Genomic DNA, 18,301 nt, shown 5'->3' on the forward strand with positions numbered 1-18,301 from the left:
TCGAAACCCGACCGGGGATGCCTCACATATGGGGCATCCCCGGTCGGTCGTTCCACGGAAGGCACACTCGCCGGTAAGGTGGCGTGCACCTTTGCTTTGTCGTATACGTCGATCCCTCAGACCGTCACCTCTGACGCAGTAGCGCGGGGGTCGCAGGAGGCACCGTGCTCACCGCGTTCGCCCGGGCGTTCAAGACGCCCGACCTGCGCAAGAAGCTGCTCTTCACGCTCGGCATCATCGTGCTGTTCCGGCTCGGGTCCCATATCCCGGTACCCGGCGTGAGCTACAAGAACGTTCAGATCTGTGTCGAACAGGCAGGCAGCAGCAATGGGCTGTTCGGTCTGGTCAACATGTTCAGCGGCGGTGCGCTGCTGCAGATCACGATCTTTGCGCTCGGCATCATGCCCTACATCACGGCGAGCATCATTCTGCAGCTGCTGACCGTGGTCATCCCGAAGCTGGAGACCCTCAAAAAAGAGGGACAGTCCGGCACGGCGAAGATCACTCAGTACACGCGCTATCTGACGGTCGCGCTCGCGATCCTGCAGGGCACGGGCCTCGTCGCCACGGCCCGCACCGGTGCCCTGTTCCAGGGCTGCCAGGTCGCCAGCCAGATCGTCCCCGACCGGTCGATCTTCACCACGGTCGTCATGGTGGTCACCATGACCGCCGGTACCTGCGTCGTCATGTGGCTCGGTGAGCTCATCACCGACCGCGGCATCGGCAACGGCATGTCGATCCTCATGTTCATCTCGATCGCCGCCGGCTTCATCGGCGCCCTGTGGGCCATCAAGGAGCAGGGCAAGATCGCCGACGGCTGGGTCGAGTTCGGCGTGGTCATGCTCGTCGGTCTCGCGATGGTCGGCCTCGTCGTCTTCGTCGAGCAGGCGCAGCGCCGGATCCCGGTCCAGTACGCGAAGCGCATGATCGGCCGCCGTGCCTACGGTGGTACCTCGACCTACATCCCGCTCAAGGTGAACCAGGCGGGCATCATCCCCGTTATCTTCGCCTCGTCGCTGCTCTACATCCCGGCACTGGTCGTGCAGTTCAGCGGGTCCACCGCGGGCTGGGCCACCTGGATCCAGAAGCACTTCGTCAAGGGCGACCACCCGTACTACATCGCGGTGTACTTCCTCCTGATCGTTTTCTTCGCGTTCTTCTACGTGGCGATCTCGTTCAACCCCGAGGAAGTTGCAGACAACATGAAGAAGTATGGTGGGTTCATCCCGGGCATCCGCGCCGGTCGGCCCACCGCCGAGTACCTGAGCTACGTACTCAACCGGATCACCTGGCCGGGGTCGCTGTACCTGGGTCTCATCGCTCTTGTGCCGACGATGGCGTTGGCCGGCTTCGGAGCGAACCAGAACTTCCCGTTCGGCGGGACGAGCATCCTCATCATCGTGGGTGTGGGTCTGGAAACCGTGAAGCAGATCGAGAGCCAGCTCCAGCAGCGTAATTACGAAGGGTTCCTCCGCTGATGCGAATCGTCCTCGTTGGACCGCCCGGTGCGGGCAAGGGAACGCAGGCCGCGTTCCTTGCCAAGAACCTGTCGATTCCGCACATCTCCACGGGCGACCTGTTCCGGGCCAACATCAGCCAGGGCACTGAGCTGGGCAAGCAGGCGAAGGCGTACATGGACGCCGGCGACCTGGTCCCCGACGAGGTGACCATCGGCATGGCGAAGGACCGTATGGAGCAGCCGGACGCCGTGAACGGCTTCCTGCTCGACGGATTCCCGCGCAACGTCTCGCAGGCCGAGGCGCTCGACGTGATGCTCCAGGCGGCGGGCATGAAGCTCGACGCCGTCCTCGACCTGGAGGTCGAGGAGGACGAGGTCGTCAAGCGGATCGCCGGCCGGCGCATCTGCCGCAACGACTCCTCGCACGTCTTCCACGTGACGTACGCCCAGCCCAAGGCCGAGGGTGTCTGCGACACCTGCGGCGGCGAGCTGTACCAGCGCGGCGACGACTCCGAGGCGACGGTGCGCAACCGGCTCGAGGTCTACCACACGCAGACCGAGCCGATCATCGACTACTACAAGGCCCAGGGCCTGCTGGTGACCATCCCGGCCCTCGGTGAGGTCGCGGACGTCACGAAGCGCGCGATGGACGCCCTCAAGAAGTAGTAACTCTTTGTGTGCAGGTACGGCCGCGGTGTCCCCAGGACATCGCGGCCGTACTGTTGAGAAGACCTGTACAGCGCAGATCCGAAGGTGGAAGGCATTTCCCATGGTCCAGATCAAGACCCCCGAGCAGATCGCGAAGATGCGCGAGGCAGGGCTGGTCGTCGCCGCGATCCACGCTGCGACCCGTGAGGCGGCCGTGCCGGGCGCCACGACGCGGGATCTGGACATGGTGGCCCGCAAGGTCATCGCGGACGCCGGTGCCAAGTCGAACTTCCTCGGCTACGGCGGCTTCCCCGCGACCATCTGCACCTCGGTGAACGAGGTCGTCGTCCACGGCATCCCGGACGACAAGACCGTCCTCAAGGACGGCGACATCATCTCGATCGACGCCGGCGCGATCGTGGACGGCTGGCACGGCGACGCCGCGTACACCGCCTTCGTGGGCACGGGGCACGCCCCTGAGCTCGTGGAGCTCTCCCGGGTGACCGAGGAGTCCATGTGGGCCGGTATCGCCGCCATGAAGCTGGGCAACCGCCTCGTGGACATCTCGAAGGCGATCGAGACGTACATCAGGCGCCAGCCCCGCCCGTCCACCGGTGACCACAGCCTCGGCAAGTTCGGGATCATCGAGGACTACGGCGGCCACGGCATCGGGTCCGAGATGCACATGGACCCGCACCTGCTGAACTACGTCTCGCGCAAGCGGGGCAAGGGGATCAAGCTCGTCCCGGGCCTGTGCCTTGCGATCGAGCCGATGGTCTCCCTGGGCACCGCCCAGACGGAGGTCCTTTCGGACGACTGGACGGTCATCACGACGGACGGCACCTGGTCCTCGCACTGGGAGCACTCCATCGCGCTGACGGAGGCGGGACCCATCGTCCTGACCAGCCCGGACTGCGGCAAGGCGAAGCTGGCGGAGTACGGAGTCACCACGGCTCCGGACCCCCTCGGTTAATGATCTAGACTCTGGGGCAAACTTTCCGGATTCGTCTTTCTGGGTGCCCTGACGTAGACTGACTCGTCGGCTCTCGTGCACTTCCATGCCTGCATGGCGCACCGAGCCGATCAAGGTAGCCGATTCGAAAGGCGAAGCGTGGCCAAGAAGCAAGGTGCCATCGAAATCGAGGGCACCGTGATCGAGTCCCTCCCGAACGCGATGTTCAAGGTGGAACTCCAGAACGGTCACAAGGTCCTCGCGCACATCAGCGGCAAGATGCGTATGCACTACATCCGCATCCTCCCGGATGACCGGGTCGTTGTGGAGCTCTCTCCGTACGACCTGACGCGTGGCCGGATCGTCTACCGATACAAGTAGATCTTGCTCTCACTCCTGCCTGGGCATCCGTCCCGGTGCGGGTGGTGGCACTGACCCGGAGAACCTCACCAACATGAAGGTCAAGCCGAGCGTCAAGAAGATCTGCGACAAGTGCAAGGTGATCCGCCGTCACGGCCGGGTCATGGTCATCTGCGACAACCTGCGCCACAAGCAGCGCCAGGGCTGACGCACGCCGACCGACCTGCCTTCCGCAGTTCTTCGCGCGACGTAAGAAAACGTAATTACGCAGAACCCGCCCAGCCCTTCACGGGGCCGGCGGTACCTCCGGCGGGGGCCGGGGACCCGGACGTACCATCACCCACTTCAGGGTGGTCGGCGGTCGGGGTCGGTTCTGCTGAAGACCCCCGAACACACAGGAGCCATTGAATGGCACGCGTTTCCGGTGTTGACATCCCGCGCGAAAAGCGCGTGGAGATCGCACTCACCTACGTCTTCGGTGTCGGTCGCACCCGGTCCAAGGAGATCCTTGCGGCCACCGGTGTGAACCCGAACACCCGCGTTCGTGACCTGGCCGAAGAGGACCTGGTCAAGATCCGCGAGTACGTGGACGCCAACCTCCGCACCGAGGGTGACCTCCGCCGCGAGATCCAGGGCGACATCCGCCGCAAGATCGAGATCCAGTGCTACCAGGGCATCCGCCACCGTCGTGGCCTGCCGGTGCACGGTCAGCGCACCAGCACCAACGCGCGTACCCGCAAGGGCCCGCGTCGCGCGATCGCCGGTAAGAAGAAGCCGGGCAAGAAGTAGTCCTGTTCAGCGGTCTTGCGCTGTAGGACCGACCACCTCCCGTAGGAGATTTAGATGCCCCCCAAGGGTCGTCAGGGCGCTGCCAAGAAGGTGCGCCGCAAGGAAAAGAAGAACGTCGCTCACGGGCACGCCCACATCAAGAGCACGTTCAACAACACCATCGTTTCGATCACCGACCCCTCGGGCAACGTGATCTCCTGGGCCTCCGCCGGCCACGTCGGCTTCAAGGGCTCGCGCAAGTCCACCCCCTTCGCCGCGCAGATGGCTGCCGAGTCGGCCGCCCGTCGCGCGCAGGAGCACGGCATGCGCAAGGTTGACGTCTTCGTGAAGGGTCCGGGCTCCGGCCGCGAGACCGCGATCCGCTCCCTCCAGGCCACCGGCCTCGAGGTCGGCTCGATCCAGGACGTCACCCCCACCCCGCACAACGGCTGCCGCCCGCCGAAGCGCCGCCGCGTCTGACGCAGCGGACGCACCCGTGCGTTCTTGAGTGTCCGGGCGGTACGACCCCTTCTGGGGACGTACCGCCCGTACCCTTGCAGTAGCCGTACTTCTGGTACGGCATCCCGTCGGGCGTCAAATAGTGGGCGTCCACGAATGAAGGAACACAGACATGCTTATCGCTCAGCGTCCTTCGCTGACCGAAGAGGTCGTCGACGAGTACCGCTCGCGGTTCGTGATCGAGCCGCTGGAGCCGGGCTTCGGTTACACCCTCGGCAACTCCCTGCGCCGTACCCTCCTGTCCTCCATCCCGGGTGCCGCTGTCACCAGCATCCGCGTGGACGGCGTCCTGCACGAGTTCACCACCGTGCCGGGCGTCAAGGAAGACGTCACCGACATCATCCTCAACATCAAGCAGCTGGTCGTCTCCTCGGAGCACGACGAGCCGGTCGTGATGTACCTGCGCAAGCAGGGTCCCGGCCTGGTCACCGCTGCCGACATCGCGCCCCCGGCCGGTGTCGAGGTGCACAACCCGGACCTCGTCCTCGCCACGCTCAACGGCAAGGGCAAGCTGGAGATGGAGCTGACCGTCGAGCGCGGTCGCGGCTACGTCTCCGCCGTCCAGAACAAGCAGCTGGGCCAGGAGATCGGTCGCATCCCGATCGACTCCATCTACAGCCCGGTCCTCAAGGTCACCTACAAGGTCGAGGCGACCCGAGTCGAGCAGCGCACCGACTTCGACAAGCTGATCGTCGACGTCGAGACCAAGCAGGCCATGCGCCCGCGCGACGCCATGGCGTCCGCCGGTAAGACCCTGGTCGAGCTGTTCGGTCTGGCGCGCGAGCTCAACATCGACGCCGAGGGCATCGACATGGGCCCCTCGCCGACGGACGCGGCCCTGGCCGCCGACCTGGCGCTGCCGATCGAGGAGCTCGAGCTCACGGTCCGCTCGTACAACTGCCTCAAGCGCGAGGGCATCCACTCCGTGGGTGAGCTCGTCGCCCGCTCCGAGGCCGACCTGCTCGACATCCGCAACTTCGGTGCGAAGTCGATCGACGAGGTCAAGGCGAAGCTGGCCGGCATGGGCCTGGCCCTCAAGGACAGCCCGCCCGGATTCGACCCGACCGCCGCCGCCGACGCCTTCGGCGCCGACGACGACGCGGACGCCGGTTTCGTCGAGACCGAGCAGTACTGATCCACCCCGCCGCCGGCGGCCGGGGCCCACGGGCCCGGGCCGCCGGCCGGGTCTGGAACCCAAGAGACTTTCCCGCGGCATCCGCCTCGGGGGAACTGACACCGGTACCTGACACGGCCGGTGCAGATATGAAGGAGTAACACCATGCCGCGTCCCGCAAAGGGTGCCCGTCTGGGCGGCAGCGCCGCGCACGAGAAGCACCTCCTCGCGAACCTCGCGAAGTCGCTCTTCGAGCACGGCCGCATCACCACCACCGAGGCCAAGGCCCGTCGCCTGCGTCCCTACGCCGAGCGTCTGGTCACCAAGGCCAAGAAGGGCGACATCCACAACCGTCGCCTGGTGCTGCAGACGATCACGGACAAGAGCATCGTGCACACGCTCTTCACCGAGATCGCCCCGCGCTACGAGAACCGCCCCGGTGGTTACACGCGCATCACCAAGATCGGCAACCGTCGTGGCGACAACGCCCCGATGGCCGTGATCGAGCTGGTCGAGGCCCTTACGGTCGCCCAGCAGGCCACCGGTGAGGCCGAGGCCGCCACCAAGCGCGCGGTCAAGGAGGCGGAGGCCGTCGAGACCCCCGCCGAGGAGACCAAGGAGGCCTGATCCTCCGGGATCACGCTTGCTTGAACGGCTCTGAACGGGCCCGCCCCCTTCCGGGGCGGGCCCGTTCTGCTGTGCCTGGCGGAATCGGCTTTCTGAGAGGATCGGTCACGTGAGTGACGAGGTGGAGCCCGGGCACGTCCGGGTGCGGCTGGACCTGAGCTACGACGGCAAGGACTTCTCCGGCTGGGCGAAGCAGCGCGTGCTGCGGACCGTCCAGGGCGAGCTGGAGTCGGCCCTGCAGACCGTGATGCGGCTGTCCGGGCCGGTCGAGCTGACGGTGGCCGGACGGACCGACGCGGGGGTGCACGCCCGCGGACAGGTCGCCCAGTTCGACCTCGCCGAGGAGGTGTGGGCCGAGCACCACGACAAGCTGCTGCGCCGCCTCGCGGGCCGGCTGCCGCACGACGTACGGGTGTGGAAGGTCGCCGAGGCCCCGGAGGGCTTCAACGCGCGCTTCTCGGCCATCTGGCGGCGCTACGCGTACCGGGTGGGCGACCACCAGGGCGGCGTCGACCCGCTGCGCCGGGGGCACGTGCTGTGGCACCAGTGGCCGCTCGACGTGGACGCCATGAACGAGGCCGCCGCCGCGCTGCTCGGCGAGCACGACTTCGCCGCGTACTGCAAGAAGCGCGAGGGCGCCACGACCATCCGTACGCTCCAGCAGCTCAGCTGGGAGCGCGCCGAGGACGGGATCGTCACCGCGACCGTCCGCGCCGACGCCTTCTGCCACAACATGGTCCGCTCGCTGGTGGGCGCCATGCTGCACGTCGGGGACGGGCACCGGCCCACCGACTGGCCCGGCAAGGTGCTGGCGGCCGGCGTACGGGACTCCTCGGTGCACGTGGTCAAGCCGCACGGGCTGACCCTGGAGGAGGTCGGCTACCCGGCGGACGAGCTGCTGGCCGCCCGCAGCAAGGAAGCGCGCAACATGCGGACCCTGCCGGGCGCGGGCTGCTGCTAATCCGTTTGGGCGGATCGGCGCCGGACCTGGACAATGCCCGGCATGGGACATCTCGAAGCCAGCCACCTGGAGTACTACCTTCCCGACGGGCGGGTACTGCTCCCTGACGTCTCCTTCCGCGTGGGGGAGGGGTCGGTCGTCGCCCTCGTCGGGGCGAACGGGGCGGGCAAGACCACCCTGCTGAAGATGATCTCCGGCGAGCTCCAGCCGCACGGCGGCGGGATCACCGTCTCCGGCGGCCTCGGCGTGATGTCGCAGTTCGTGGGCTCCGTGCGGGACGAGACGACCGTACGGGACCTGCTGGTCTCGGTGGCCCAGCCGCGCATCCGGGAGGCCGCGAAGGCGGTGGACCGGGCCGAGGAGCTGATCCTCACCGTCGACGACGAGGCCGCGCAGATGGCCTACGCGCAGGCGCTGAGCGACTGGGCGGACGTCCAGGGGTACGAGGCGGAGACCCTCTGGGACGTCTGCACCATGGCCGCGCTGGCCATCCCGTACGACAGCGCGCAGTTCCGCGAGGTGCGCACGCTCTCGGGCGGTGAGCAGAAGCGGCTCGTGCTGGAGGCGCTGCTGCGCGGCCCCGACGAGGTGCTGCTGCTCGACGAGCCGGACAACTACCTCGACGTCCCGGGCAAGCGCTGGCTGGAGGACCAGCTGAAGGCCACCCGCAAGACGGTGCTCTTCGTCTCGCACGACCGGGAGCTCCTGACCCAGGCGGCCGAGAAGATCATCAGCCTGGAGGCGAGCCCGACGGGCTCCGACGTCTGGGTGCACGGCTCGGGCTTCGACACCTACCACGAGGCCCGCAAGGAGCGCTTCGCGCGCTTCGAGGAGCTCAAGCGGCGCTGGGACGAGGAGCACGCACGGCTGAAGGCCCTGGTGCTGCGGCTGCGCAATCAGGCCGCGAGCAGCCCCGACATGGCCTCGCGCTACCGGGCGATGCAGACCCGCTTCCAGAAGTTCGAGGAGGCCGGCCCGCCGCCGGAGCCGCCGCGGGAGCAGGACATCAAGATGCGGCTCAAGGGCGGGCGCACCGGCGTGCGCGCGCTGACCGTGGAGAACCTGGAGCTGACGGGCCTGATGAAGCCCTTCTCCCTGGAGGTCTTCTACGGGGAGCGGGTCGCGGTCCTCGGCTCCAACGGCTCGGGCAAGTCGCACTTCCTGCGGCTGCTGGCCGGCGAGGACGTCAAGCACACCGGCACCTGGAAGCTGGGCGCGAGGGTGGTTCCCGGCCATTTCGCGCAGACCCACGCGCACCCGGAGCTGTTCGGCCGGACCCTCGTCGACATCCTGTGGACCGAGGCGGCCAAGCCCCTGGGCCAGGCGATGGGCGCCCTGCGCCGCTACGAGCTGGAGCGGCAGGGCGACCAGCCCTTCGAGAAGCTCTCCGGCGGTCAGCAGGCACGTTTCCAGATCCTGCTGCTGGAGCTGGCGGGCACCACGGCGCTGCTGCTGGACGAGCCGACGGACAACCTGGACCTGGAGTCCGCGGAGGCCCTCCAGGAGGGTCTGGAGGCGTACGAGGGCACTGTGCTGTGCGTCACGCACGACCGGTGGTTCGCGCGCACATTTGACCGTTACCTGGTCTTCGGTTCGGACGGTGTTGTGCGGGAGACTCAGGAACCCGTCTGGGACGAACGTAGAGTCGAACGCAAGCGCTAGGGGGAGACCATCACCCCCTCGGTGGAGTGAGGGGCAGGCGTCGTGGGGCTGCGGCCTAGCATCTGGCTGATGAAGTGGGAGAACCAGAGCGCCAGGAACCAGGGCGCGGGGGACCGGGGGGCCGGGGACCGGACCCCGGGGAGCCGGCTGGTCGACCGGCTGCTGCAGCCCGCCTCCCGGACCTGGCAGCTGGTCTCCCTCGCCGTGGTCCTCGGCATCGCCGTCTCCACGAGCCTGCGGGCGAACTGGGGCTCCGACAACGCCTTCGTGGTCAAGGCCGCGGAGACGCTGCTGGCGGGCGGGTCCCCGTACGAGGACAAGCGCTTCCTCTACCTTCCCAGTGCCGTGATCATGGCGGTGCCGGAGGCGCTGCTGCCGCGCGAGGTGCTGCGGTGGCTGCTGCCGGTCGGGATGTCCGGGTTGCTGGGCGTGGGCTGGCTGGCCGCGCTGCGGCTGTTCTCGGTGCCGCTGCGCTCGCGCTTCGCGGTCGGCGGGTTCGCGCTGTTCGCCCTCGCCTACAAGCCGTACGCGAACCTCGTGCTCATCGGGAACTGGACCGCCATCTCGGCGGCCGCACTGCCGGTGGCGCTGCTGCTCGCGCACCGGCGCTCGTGGGGTTCGGCGGGGCTGGTGGTGGGGCTCGCGATCGCGTGCAAGCCGATGCTGGTGCCGCTCGGACTGCTGTTCCTGGTGGCCCGGCGGTGGCGGGGGCTGGCCGCGGCGGTGCTGGTGCCGCTGCTGTTCTCGCTGGCCGGTGCGCTGATGATGCCGAGCCCGTCGCTGTTCTTCACCAAGACCCTGCCGTTCCTGCTCAAGGGGCAGGACGCGTACGCGCTGCCCTGGGACGCCTCGCCGATCGCGGTGCTGCCGCGGCTGGGGGTGCCGGAGCCGCTGGCGGTGCTGGTCGCGTTCGCGGGTGCCGGTGCGGCCCTGTGGGCGGCCTGGGTGCGGTGGCGGCGGGACGACGCCGACCGGGGCGAGCTGCGCCTGGCGGAGACGGCCTGCATGGTGATGCTCGCCGCATTCCTGGTGTCGCGGCCGTCCTTCGACCACTACCTGCTGGTGGTCCTGCCGCTGCTGATCGCCTCGGCGGTCCGGCCGGGCTCGGTGGCGCGTTCCCCCTGGTTCTGGGTGGCTCTGGGGCCCCAGGTGGCGGGCATCCCGTGGCCGTCCGAGCTGGAGGCCAAGCGGCGGGCTTTCAAGGACTGCGCCACGCTGTGCGGGCTCACGATCCTGCTGGCGCGTCGTGCGCTGCGCTCCGGGCGGGTTACTCTTGCACCTGTAACAACTGCGGGGTCCCTACCCAGGACCGAACCGGAGTGCGCCGCGACGCCAGCAGAATCGGCATCGCGGACCGCGTTTTGACCCGAATGGGTCCTCTTGGGTACTCTGCTGGTTTGTTATGCGTATTGGCTTTCTCATTCTCACGTGAAAGGGCCTTGCGCCGGTCCACCGGACCGATGACCAGCAGTTCACGCGGGTTGCGTCCCCGTTGTGAACGAGGGCTGTCGTGATCGTCCGTGGTGACCCTGTCAGGACCTTCCCGTGGGGCTTGCGCCCTTGGGATACCACCACTGAAGAAGCGAAGGCATACGCGTGCGTACGTTCAGCCCCAAGCCCGGCGACATCTCGCGCCAGTGGCTCGTCATCGACGCCCAGGACGTTGTCCTCGGCCGTCTGGCGACCCAGGCCGCTGCCCTCCTGCGGGGTAAGCACAAGCCGACCTACGCCCCCCACATGGACATGGGCGACTTCGTCATCATCGTCAACGCCGACAAGGTTCACCTGTCCGGCAACAAGGCGACCCAGAAGATGGCGTACCGCCACTCGGGTTACCCGGGTGGTCTCCGCTCGGTCCGTTACGACGACCTCCTGGCGAACAACCCGGAGAAGGCCGTCGAGAAGGCCATCAAGGGCATGCTCCCCAAGAACACCCTGGGCCGTCAGATGCTCTCGAAGCTGAAGGTCTACTCGGGCGACCAGCACCCCCACGCTGCCCAGCAGCCGGTGCCGTTCGAGATCACCCAGGTCGCGCAGTAGTTCCGGCCACCCCCTAAGACGTAGAAAATTCTGAGGAGCATCGTGGCCGAGACCACCGCCGAGACGACCCCCGTCGACGAGTTCGAGGGCAACGTCGAGGAGTACACCACCGAGACCGCGGACGTCGTCGAGGGCGACTACACGTCCGAGTCCCTTGCCGGTCGCTTCGGCGACCCCCAGCCGGCTGCCGGCCTGGGCCGTCGCAAGAACGCCATTGCCCGCGTTCGGATCGTTCCGGGCACCGGCAAGTGGAAGATCAACGGTCGCACCCTTGAGGACTACTTCCCCAACAAGGTGCACCAGCAGGAAGTCAACGAGCCCTTCAAGCTCCTCGAGCTTGACGGCCGCTACGACGTCATCGCCCGCATCTCGGGTGGCGGCGTCTCCGGTCAGGCCGGCGCCCTGCGCCTCGGCGTGGCCCGTGCGCTGAACGAGGCGGATGTCGACAACAACCGTCCGGCGCTGAAGAAGGCCGGCTTCCTCTCCCGCGACGACCGTGCGGTCGAGCGCAAGAAGGCCGGTCTCAAGAAGGCCCGTAAGGCTCCGCAGTACAGCAAGCGTTAATCTGCGCCTGCTGTTCTGCAACGTAACCGCCCCGGCAGCACTCTCTGTGCTGTCGGGGCGGTTCGTTTACCGCCACAAGCGGCAAATACCTGTCACAAGCGGTCATACGCGAAGCGGAAACTCGGGAGGACAACAGTGGGACGACTCTTCGGGACGGACGGTGTACGCGGCGTTGCCAACGCGGATCTGACGGCGGAGCTCGCGCTCGGCCTCTCCGTGGCGGCTGCCCACGTACTGGCCGAGGCGGGCACCTTCGAAGGCCACCGGGCGACCGCCGTGGTCGGCCGGGATCCCCGCGCCTCCGGCGAATTCCTTGAGGCGGCGGTCGTGGCCGGCCTCGCGAGCGCGGGCGTGGACGTCCTGCGCGTCGGTGTGCTGCCCACCCCGGCGGTGGCGTATCTCACCGGTGCGCTGGGCGCCGACCTCGGCGTGATGCTCTCCGCCAGCCACAACGCCATGCCCGACAACGGCATCAAGTTCTTCGCGCGCGGCGGCCACAAGCTCGCCGACGAGCTGGAGGACCGCATCGAGTCGACCTACGAGCAGCACCGCACCGGCGCGCCCTGGGACCGGCCCACCGGCTCCGGCGTCGGCCGCGTCTCGGACTACAGCGAGGGCTTCGACAAGTACGTCGCCCACCTCATCGGGGTCCTCCCGAACCGCCTCGAAGGCCTGAAGGTCGTCCTGGACGAAGCGCACGGCGCGGCCGCGTACGTCTCGCCCGAGGCCTTCGCGCGGGCCGGCGCGGAGATCATCACGATCGGTGCCGAGCCCAACGGCCTCAACATCAACGAGGGCTGCGGCTCCACCCACCTCGGCCTGCTCAAGGCTGCCGTGGTCGAGCACGGCGCCGACTTCGGCATCGCGCACGACGGCGACGCGGACCGCTGCCTGGCCGTGGACGGCTCCGGCGCGGAGGTCGACGGGGACCAGATCCTCGCGGTGCTGGCGCTGGCCATGCGCGAGGCCGGCCAGCTGCGCGAGAACACCGTGGTCGGCACCGTCATGTCCAACCTGGGCTTCAAGCTGGCCATGGAGGGCGAGGGCATCCAGGTCGTGCAGACCGGTGTCGGCGACCGGTACGTGCTGGAGTCGATGAAGGAGCACGGCTACGCGCTCGGCGGCGAGCAGTCCGGCCACGTGATCATCCTCGACCACGCGACCACCGGGGACGGCACGCTGACCGGCCTGCTGCTGGCGGCGCGCGTCGCGGCCACCGGCAAGTCCCTCGCCGAGCTGGCGGGCGTCATGCAGCGGCTGCCGCAGGTGCTGATCAACGTTCCCGACGTGGACAAGTCCCGCGTCACCACCTCCGCCGAGCTGGCCGCGGCCGTCGGCGATGCCGAGCGCGAGCTGGGCACCACCGGGCGGGTGCTGCTGCGTCCGTCCGGCACGGAGCCGCTCGTACGGGTGATGGTCGAGGCCGCCGACATCGAGCAGGCCCGCTCGGTCGCCGGCCGGCTCGCGGACGTCGTGAAGTCCGCGCTCGGCTAGAACGCCCTCGTTCAGACGCTGCCCGGCCCGTGTGGCGCACCCGGTTTCCGGATCATCCGGCCCTCCTGGGTGCGCCACAGCAGTTTCCAGCAGATCAGCGTGAGCGTCCCGGCCAGGATGATGCCGCCGAGGTTCAGCGCCAGCTGCACGGCCGAGCCCCACATCTGGGAGAAGTCGCCGTAGCTGAGGGCCACCGCGGCGTTCGCGCCCGCCGGCACGGTGGTGACGGAGATCGCCACGCCCACCAGCGCACCGGCCTTCGCCGAGGTCAGCGACAGCATGCCGGCCACACCGGCGAGCAGCGCGACGACGAAGGAGAACGGGTCCGGCTGCCAGATGAAGCTGGTGTTCGGCCGGGGGTTCTCCAGCATCCCCTCGTGGAACAGCCCGAGCGCGTTCATCCCCAGACTGAAGACCGTCGTCGCCACGATCGCCGCGGTGAAGCCGACGAACAGAGCGAAGAGCGAGCGGCCGGCCAGCTTGTGACGGCGCTGCACCAGGCCGGTGCAGATACCGGCGAGCGGGCCGAATTCCGGGCCGACCGCCATGGCGCCCACGATCAGGATCGCGTTGTCCAGGACCACGCCGCAGGCCGCGATCATCGTCGCCACGATCATGAAGGCGGCGTAGGTGATCGTGAGGGTGGACTCCTCGTGCGTCGACTCGGCGAGCTGCTCCCAGACCACCGCGTCGGCGGCCTCGCCCGGCGCTTCCTCCTCGGCGTCGTCGGCGCGCCTGGAGATCGACAGGTCGATGTTCTCCACGGCGATCGAACCGGTCTCGTCGATGCCGAGGTGGCGCATCGCCTGCAGGAGCTCGTCCGCCGCCTCGCGGGCGACGTCGCACAGCACGAGATCGCCCTCGGGGTCGCGGGCGGCGCCGGTCAGGACGACCAGGTGCGTGGTTCCGACCGTCCGGTCGATCAGCGCCACGACCTGCTCGGTGAGGTGGTGCGGGGTGATCATCCGCAGATGCAGCATTTCCGCACCCTAGCGACTGAGGGCTAGAGCTTGCGGAGGCTCAGCTTCTGGACCTTGTGGTCGGGTCCCTTGCGGACGACGAGGGTGGCCCGGCCGCGGGTGGGCGCCACGTTCTCCAGCAGGTTGGGCCGGTTGATGGTCCGCCACATCGTCTGCGCGTACTCCATGGCCTCCTCCTCGGAGACCTGGGTGTACTTGCGGAAGTACGAGAAGGGGTTCTGGAAGGCGGTCGCCCGCAGCTTCCGGAAGCGGCCCAGGTACCAGCGCTCGATGTCCTCGGGGCGCGCGTCCACGTACACGCTGAAGTCGAAGTAGTCGGCGAGGGCCACGCGGGTGCGGCCGTCCGTGCCGGGAAGGGCCGGCTGGAGCACGTTGAGGCCCTCGACGATGAGGATGTCCGGGCGGCGGACGACGAGCTCCTCGCCGGGCACGATGTCGTAGATCAGGTGCGAGTAGACCGGGGCCCGCACCTCGTCCTTGCCTGCCTTGATGTCGGCGACGAAACGGGTGAGCGCGCGGCGGTCGTAGGACTCCGGGAAACCCTTGCGCGAGGTGAGGCCGCGCCGCTGGAGCTCCTTCATCGGGTACAGGAACCCGTCGGTGGTGACCAGCTCCACGCGCGGGTGCTCGGGCCAGCGGGCGAGCAGGGCCTGGAGCAGGCGGGCCACGGTGGACTTGCCGACGGCGACCGAACCGGCGACCCCTATGACGAAGGGGGTGCCCTGCTGGGCGCCGTGCCCGTTGCCCGCGTCACCGAGGAAGGTGTTGAGGGTGCCGCGGAGGTTGCTGGTGGCGCCCACGTAGAGGTTGAGGAGCCGGGAGAGCGGCAGGTAGACGTCGCGGACCTCGTCGAGGTCGATGACGTCACCGAGGCCGCGCAGCCGCTCCACCTCGTCGGCGGTCAGCGGCAGCGGGGTCCGCTCGCGCAGGGCGCTCCACTCGGCGCGCGTGAGGTCGAGGTACGGCGAGGCCTCGGGGCCCCGGCGGTGCGCGGGGCGCGTCGGGTGCCCGTCGCGGCCGGTGCGCGCCGTTGCGTCGTCCGGCGTGTTGCTTCGTGGCGGCGAAGTGATCACACCGCCATTGTCGGGGCTCCGGGGCCGTTGTGGGTGGTGTGGTCGGTCACGTGTGCAACGGGGGTGCGGGGGCGGGTACCGGAGCCCGGTGAGGGCGAGTACCGGACAGGGCGGGCCGGATGGGGCGTGGTTGTACGCCGGGTGGTTTCGGTTGGAAATGCTTGGGGTCTCGTCCGGGTCACGATTGTCCGCGATCGTCGCCCCGGGGCACGGGGTGATCGACGGCCCCGTACATTGTTGATCACCGCAGTCATGCCCACGCCCCGCTTCGGGGGCGTCGTTTCGGGCTGCCCTGTCGCTGTCGTAACTCCATGGGGGAGATCTTTCGTGCGTAACGCTCTTGTCCGTCGTACCGTCGTTGCCGCTTCCGCGGTGTCCCTGGCCCTGCTGGCCACCGCCTGCGGCGGCGAGAAGGCCGACACCAAGGCCGACTCCAAGCCGTCCGGGGCGGCGGCGACGTCGGCCGCCCCGGCCGCCAAGGCGAAGACGACCGCCGAGCTGACCGCTGCGCTCGTGGTCCAGGCCGACCTGCCGAACCACGTGGTCAAGCCGGCCACCCCGGCCGAGATCGCCGCCGCGGGCGCTGCCAAGAGCGACAAGGCGGAGTGCCAGCCGCTGGTCTCCGCGCAGTCGATGAACGCGGTCGGCACCGCCGCGGGCACGGCCGGCACCAAGGCCGTCGCCAAGGGCAAGGAGCCCGCCGCCGACGCCAGCCCGGAGGAGAAGCTCAAGGCCGGTCTGGACGCCCTGAGCGGCACCGCCACCTCTGTCTCCCTCCACTCGTACGAGGGCAAGGGCGCCGCGGAGGCCTTCGCCTCCCTCAAGACGGCGGGCACGGCCTGCGCCGGCGGCTACACGGGTACCCAGGCGGGCGACTCGCTCAAGATCACGAAGGTGGCCCCGGGTGCCGCCGTGACCGCGGGCGACGAGGCCCTCGCCTACACCGTGACGGGTGACGCCGACGGCTCGCCGGTGAGCATGGAGCTCGTGGTCGTGCGCAAGGGCAGCACCCTGGCGACCTTCTCGGCCCTGAGCCTGGCCGGCGTCGCCGAGCAGCCGAAGGACGTCGTCGACGCCCAGGTCAAGAAGCTCGGCTGACCCCTTCCCCACCACTGAGCGTCAACCCCGTTCCGGCACGTTCGCCGGAGCGGGGTTTTCGTCTTGTTCGGCTACGGGGCAGCGGGCCAACTACGGCGTACGCTGCGGCCTATGTGCGGAATTGTGGGTTACGTGGGAGCGCAGTCGGCGCTCGATGTGGTCATCGCCGGACTCAAGCGGCTGGAGTACCGCGGCTACGACTCGGCCGGGGTTGCCGTGCTCGCGGACGGCAGCCTGGCGGCCGTCAAGAAGGCGGGCAAACTCGTCAATCTGGAGAAGGAGCTGGTCGGGCACCCGCTGCCGTCCGGCTCCACGGGGCTCGGGCACACCCGGTGGGCGACCCACGGCGGGCCCACCGACGCCAACGCCCACCCGCACCTCGACAATTCGGGGCGCGTGGCCGTCGTGCACAACGGCATCATCGAGAACTTCGCCGCGCTGCGGGCCGAGCTGGCCGAGCGCGGACACCGGCTGGAGTCCGAGACCGACACCGAGGTCGTCGCGCACCTGCTGGCGGAGCAGTTCTCGGCCACCGGCGATCTCGCGGAGGCGATGCGGCAGGTGTGCCGGCGGCTGGAGGGCGCGTTCACCCTGGTCGCCGTGCACGCGGACGAGCCCGACGTGGTGGTCGGCGCGCGCCGGAACTCCCCCCTGGTGGTGGGCGTTGGAGAGGGTGAGAACTTCCTCGCCTCGGACGTGGCCGCGTTCATCGCCCACACGCGGTCCGCGATCGAGCTGGGGCAGGACCAGGTCGTCGAGCTCCGCCGCGAGGGCGTCTCGGTGACCGACTTCGACGGCTCGCCGGCGACCGTGCGGGCCTACCACGTGGACTGGGACGCCTCGGCGGCCGAGAAGGGGGGTTATGACTACTTCATGCTCAAGGAGATCGCCGAGCAGCCGAAGGCCGTCGCCGACACCCTCCTGGGCAGGATCGACGCGAGCGGCTCGCTGACCCTGGACGAGGTGCGCATCCCCGTCTCGGTGCTCAGGGAGGTCGACAAGGTCGTGATCGTGGCGTGCGGTACGGCGTACCACGCGGGCATGATCGCGAAGCTGGCCATCGAGCACTGGACCCGCATCCCGTGCGAGACGGAGCTGGCGAGCGAGTTCCGCTACCGCGACCCGATCCTGGACCAGCGCACGCTCGTGGTCGCGATCTCGCAGTCCGGCGAGACCATGGACACCCTGATGGCGCTGCGCCACGCGCGCGAGCAGGGCGCCAAGGTGCTGGCCATCTGCAACACGAACGGGTCGACGATCCCGCGCGAATCGGATGCGGTGCTCTACACGCACGCGGGTCCCGAGGTGGCCGTCGCCTCGACCAAGGCCTTCCTGACGCAGCTGGTCGCCTGCTACCTCGTCGCGCTGTACCTCGGGCAGGTCCGGGGCACGAAGTGGGGCGACGAGATCGAGGCCGTCGTCCGGGAGCTGTCGGACATCGCCGCGGCGGTGGACACCGTACTGGAGACCATGGAGCCGGTACGGGAGCTCGCGCGCTCCCTCGCCGACAAGAACACCGTGCTGTTCCTCGGGCGGCACGTCGGCTACCCGGTGGCCCTGGAGGGCGCGCTCAAGCTCAAGGAGCTGGCCTACATGCACGCCGAGGGATTCGCGGCGGGCGAGCTCAAACACGGGCCGATCGCCCTGATCGAGAAGGACCTGCCGGTGGTGGTGGTCGTCCCGTCGCCGCGCGGCCGGTCGGTGCTCCACGACAAGATCGTGTCGAACATCCAGGAGATCCGGGCACGCGGGGCGCGGACCATCGTGATCGCCGAGGAGGGCGACGAGGCGGTCGTCCCGTACGCCGACCACCTGATCCGGATCCCGGCGACGCCGACCCTGCTCCAGCCGCTGGTGGCGACGGTGCCGCTGCAGGTCTTCGCGTGCGAGCTGGCCACAGCGCGCGGCAACGAGGTGGACCAGCCGCGTAATCTCGCCAAGTCGGTGACCGTGGAGTAGTAGTCGGCCAGTGGAGTTGTCGT

General features: G+C 68.8%; 19 protein-coding genes. 17 read left to right on the forward strand and 2 right to left on the reverse strand.

Going from position 1 to position 18,301, the window contains the following annotated elements:
• The first annotated feature begins 164 nt into the window (after positions 1-164).
• The 15 genes from secY to glmM all read left to right on the forward strand — a co-directional run bounded on the left by secY (position 165) and on the right by glmM (position 13,168).
• Positions 165-1,478, forward strand: coding sequence for a preprotein translocase subunit SecY (gene secY, locus OG753_RS25415; RefSeq protein ID WP_326588506.1), 1,314 nt, complete (start codon positions 165-167; stop codon positions 1,476-1,478).
• Entirely contained in the window at positions 1,478-2,125 is a 648-nt protein-coding gene (locus tag OG753_RS25420; RefSeq protein ID WP_327263991.1) for an adenylate kinase, read from the forward strand. Before secY ends, OG753_RS25420 begins: the two co-directional genes overlap by 1 nt.
• Positions 2,126-2,228: 103 nt before the next feature.
• Positions 2,229-3,080: a type I methionyl aminopeptidase gene (map, locus tag OG753_RS25425; RefSeq protein WP_327263992.1), complete on the forward strand. Its 852-nt coding sequence runs from the start codon at positions 2,229-2,231 to the stop codon at positions 3,078-3,080.
• Positions 3,081-3,218: 138 nt separating this feature from the next.
• Entirely contained in the window at positions 3,219-3,440 is a 222-nt protein-coding gene (infA, locus tag OG753_RS25430) for a translation initiation factor IF-1 (RefSeq protein WP_003956442.1), read from the forward strand.
• Positions 3,441-3,513: 73 nt separating this feature from the next.
• Positions 3,514-3,627 (forward strand): 50S ribosomal protein L36, encoded by a 114-nt coding sequence (gene rpmJ / locus OG753_RS25435; protein ID WP_003956441.1) that lies wholly within the window; start codon positions 3,514-3,516, stop codon positions 3,625-3,627.
• Positions 3,628-3,827: 200 nt separating this feature from the next.
• Entirely contained in the window at positions 3,828-4,208 is a 381-nt protein-coding gene (rpsM, locus tag OG753_RS25440; RefSeq protein WP_069921529.1) for a 30S ribosomal protein S13, read from the forward strand.
• A gap of 54 nt (positions 4,209-4,262) precedes the next feature.
• Positions 4,263-4,667: a 30S ribosomal protein S11 gene (gene rpsK / locus OG753_RS25445; protein ID WP_003956432.1), complete on the forward strand. Its 405-nt coding sequence runs from the start codon at positions 4,263-4,265 to the stop codon at positions 4,665-4,667.
• Between the two features lie 151 nt (positions 4,668-4,818).
• Complete coding sequence (locus OG753_RS25450) at positions 4,819-5,841, forward strand: DNA-directed RNA polymerase subunit alpha (protein ID WP_008739666.1); 1,023 nt, start codon at positions 4,819-4,821, stop codon at positions 5,839-5,841.
• 144 nt (positions 5,842-5,985) lie between these two features.
• On the forward strand, positions 5,986-6,447 hold the full coding sequence (rplQ, locus tag OG753_RS25455; protein WP_030008477.1) for a 50S ribosomal protein L17: 462 nt from the start codon (positions 5,986-5,988) through the stop codon (positions 6,445-6,447).
• A 109-nt stretch (positions 6,448-6,556) separates the two neighbouring features.
• Positions 6,557-7,408 (forward strand): tRNA pseudouridine(38-40) synthase TruA, encoded by an 852-nt coding sequence (gene truA / locus OG753_RS25460; RefSeq protein WP_327263993.1) that lies wholly within the window; start codon positions 6,557-6,559, stop codon positions 7,406-7,408.
• A gap of 33 nt (positions 7,409-7,441) precedes the next feature.
• Positions 7,442-9,070, forward strand: coding sequence for an ATP-binding cassette domain-containing protein (locus OG753_RS25465; RefSeq protein WP_327263994.1), 1,629 nt, complete (start codon positions 7,442-7,444; stop codon positions 9,068-9,070).
• A gap of 69 nt (positions 9,071-9,139) precedes the next feature.
• Positions 9,140-10,435, forward strand: a complete 1,296-nt coding sequence (locus OG753_RS25470) for a glycosyltransferase family 87 protein (RefSeq protein WP_327263995.1) — start codon at positions 9,140-9,142, stop codon at positions 10,433-10,435.
• Positions 10,436-10,666: 231 nt separating this feature from the next.
• Positions 10,667-11,110 carry a 50S ribosomal protein L13 gene (gene rplM / locus OG753_RS25475; protein ID WP_073912858.1) on the forward strand — a complete coding sequence of 148 codons (444 nt, stop codon included), beginning with the start codon at positions 10,667-10,669 and terminating at the stop codon, positions 11,108-11,110.
• A 42-nt stretch (positions 11,111-11,152) separates the two neighbouring features.
• The gene (gene rpsI, locus OG753_RS25480; protein WP_327263996.1) at positions 11,153-11,674 is read left to right on the forward strand and encodes a 30S ribosomal protein S9; all 522 of its coding nucleotides are present in this window, start codon (positions 11,153-11,155) and stop codon (positions 11,672-11,674) included.
• Positions 11,675-11,809: 135 nt separating this feature from the next.
• Positions 11,810-13,168 (forward strand): phosphoglucosamine mutase, encoded by a 1,359-nt coding sequence (glmM, locus tag OG753_RS25485; RefSeq protein ID WP_405790250.1) that lies wholly within the window; start codon positions 11,810-11,812, stop codon positions 13,166-13,168.
• An 11-nt stretch (positions 13,169-13,179) separates the two neighbouring features.
• Here the strand turns inward: glmM and OG753_RS25490 are convergent, their stop codons facing one another.
• Together OG753_RS25490 and coaA are read right to left on the reverse strand one after the other, a co-directional pair.
• Positions 13,180-14,148 carry a DUF389 domain-containing protein gene (locus tag OG753_RS25490; protein WP_327263998.1) on the reverse strand — a complete coding sequence of 323 codons (969 nt, stop codon included), beginning with the start codon at positions 14,146-14,148 and terminating at the stop codon, positions 13,180-13,182.
• 23 nt (positions 14,149-14,171) lie between these two features.
• Complete coding sequence (coaA, locus tag OG753_RS25495) at positions 14,172-15,221, reverse strand: type I pantothenate kinase (RefSeq protein WP_327263999.1); 1,050 nt, start codon at positions 15,219-15,221, stop codon at positions 14,172-14,174.
• Between the two features lie 327 nt (positions 15,222-15,548).
• Between coaA and OG753_RS25500 the strand changes: the two genes are divergently transcribed.
• Together OG753_RS25500 and glmS are read left to right on the forward strand one after the other, a co-directional pair.
• The gene (locus tag OG753_RS25500; protein ID WP_405790252.1) at positions 15,549-16,319 is read left to right on the forward strand and encodes a hypothetical protein; all 771 of its coding nucleotides are present in this window, start codon (positions 15,549-15,551) and stop codon (positions 16,317-16,319) included.
• A 111-nt stretch (positions 16,320-16,430) separates the two neighbouring features.
• Positions 16,431-18,278, forward strand: coding sequence for a glutamine--fructose-6-phosphate transaminase (isomerizing) (gene glmS / locus OG753_RS25505; protein WP_405790254.1), 1,848 nt, complete (start codon positions 16,431-16,433; stop codon positions 18,276-18,278).
• The last annotated feature ends 23 nt before the right edge of the window (positions 18,279-18,301 follow it).

Source organism: Streptomyces sp. NBC_00029 (assembly GCF_045160505.1).
GTDB lineage: Bacteria > Actinomycetota > Actinomycetes > Streptomycetales > Streptomycetaceae > Streptomyces.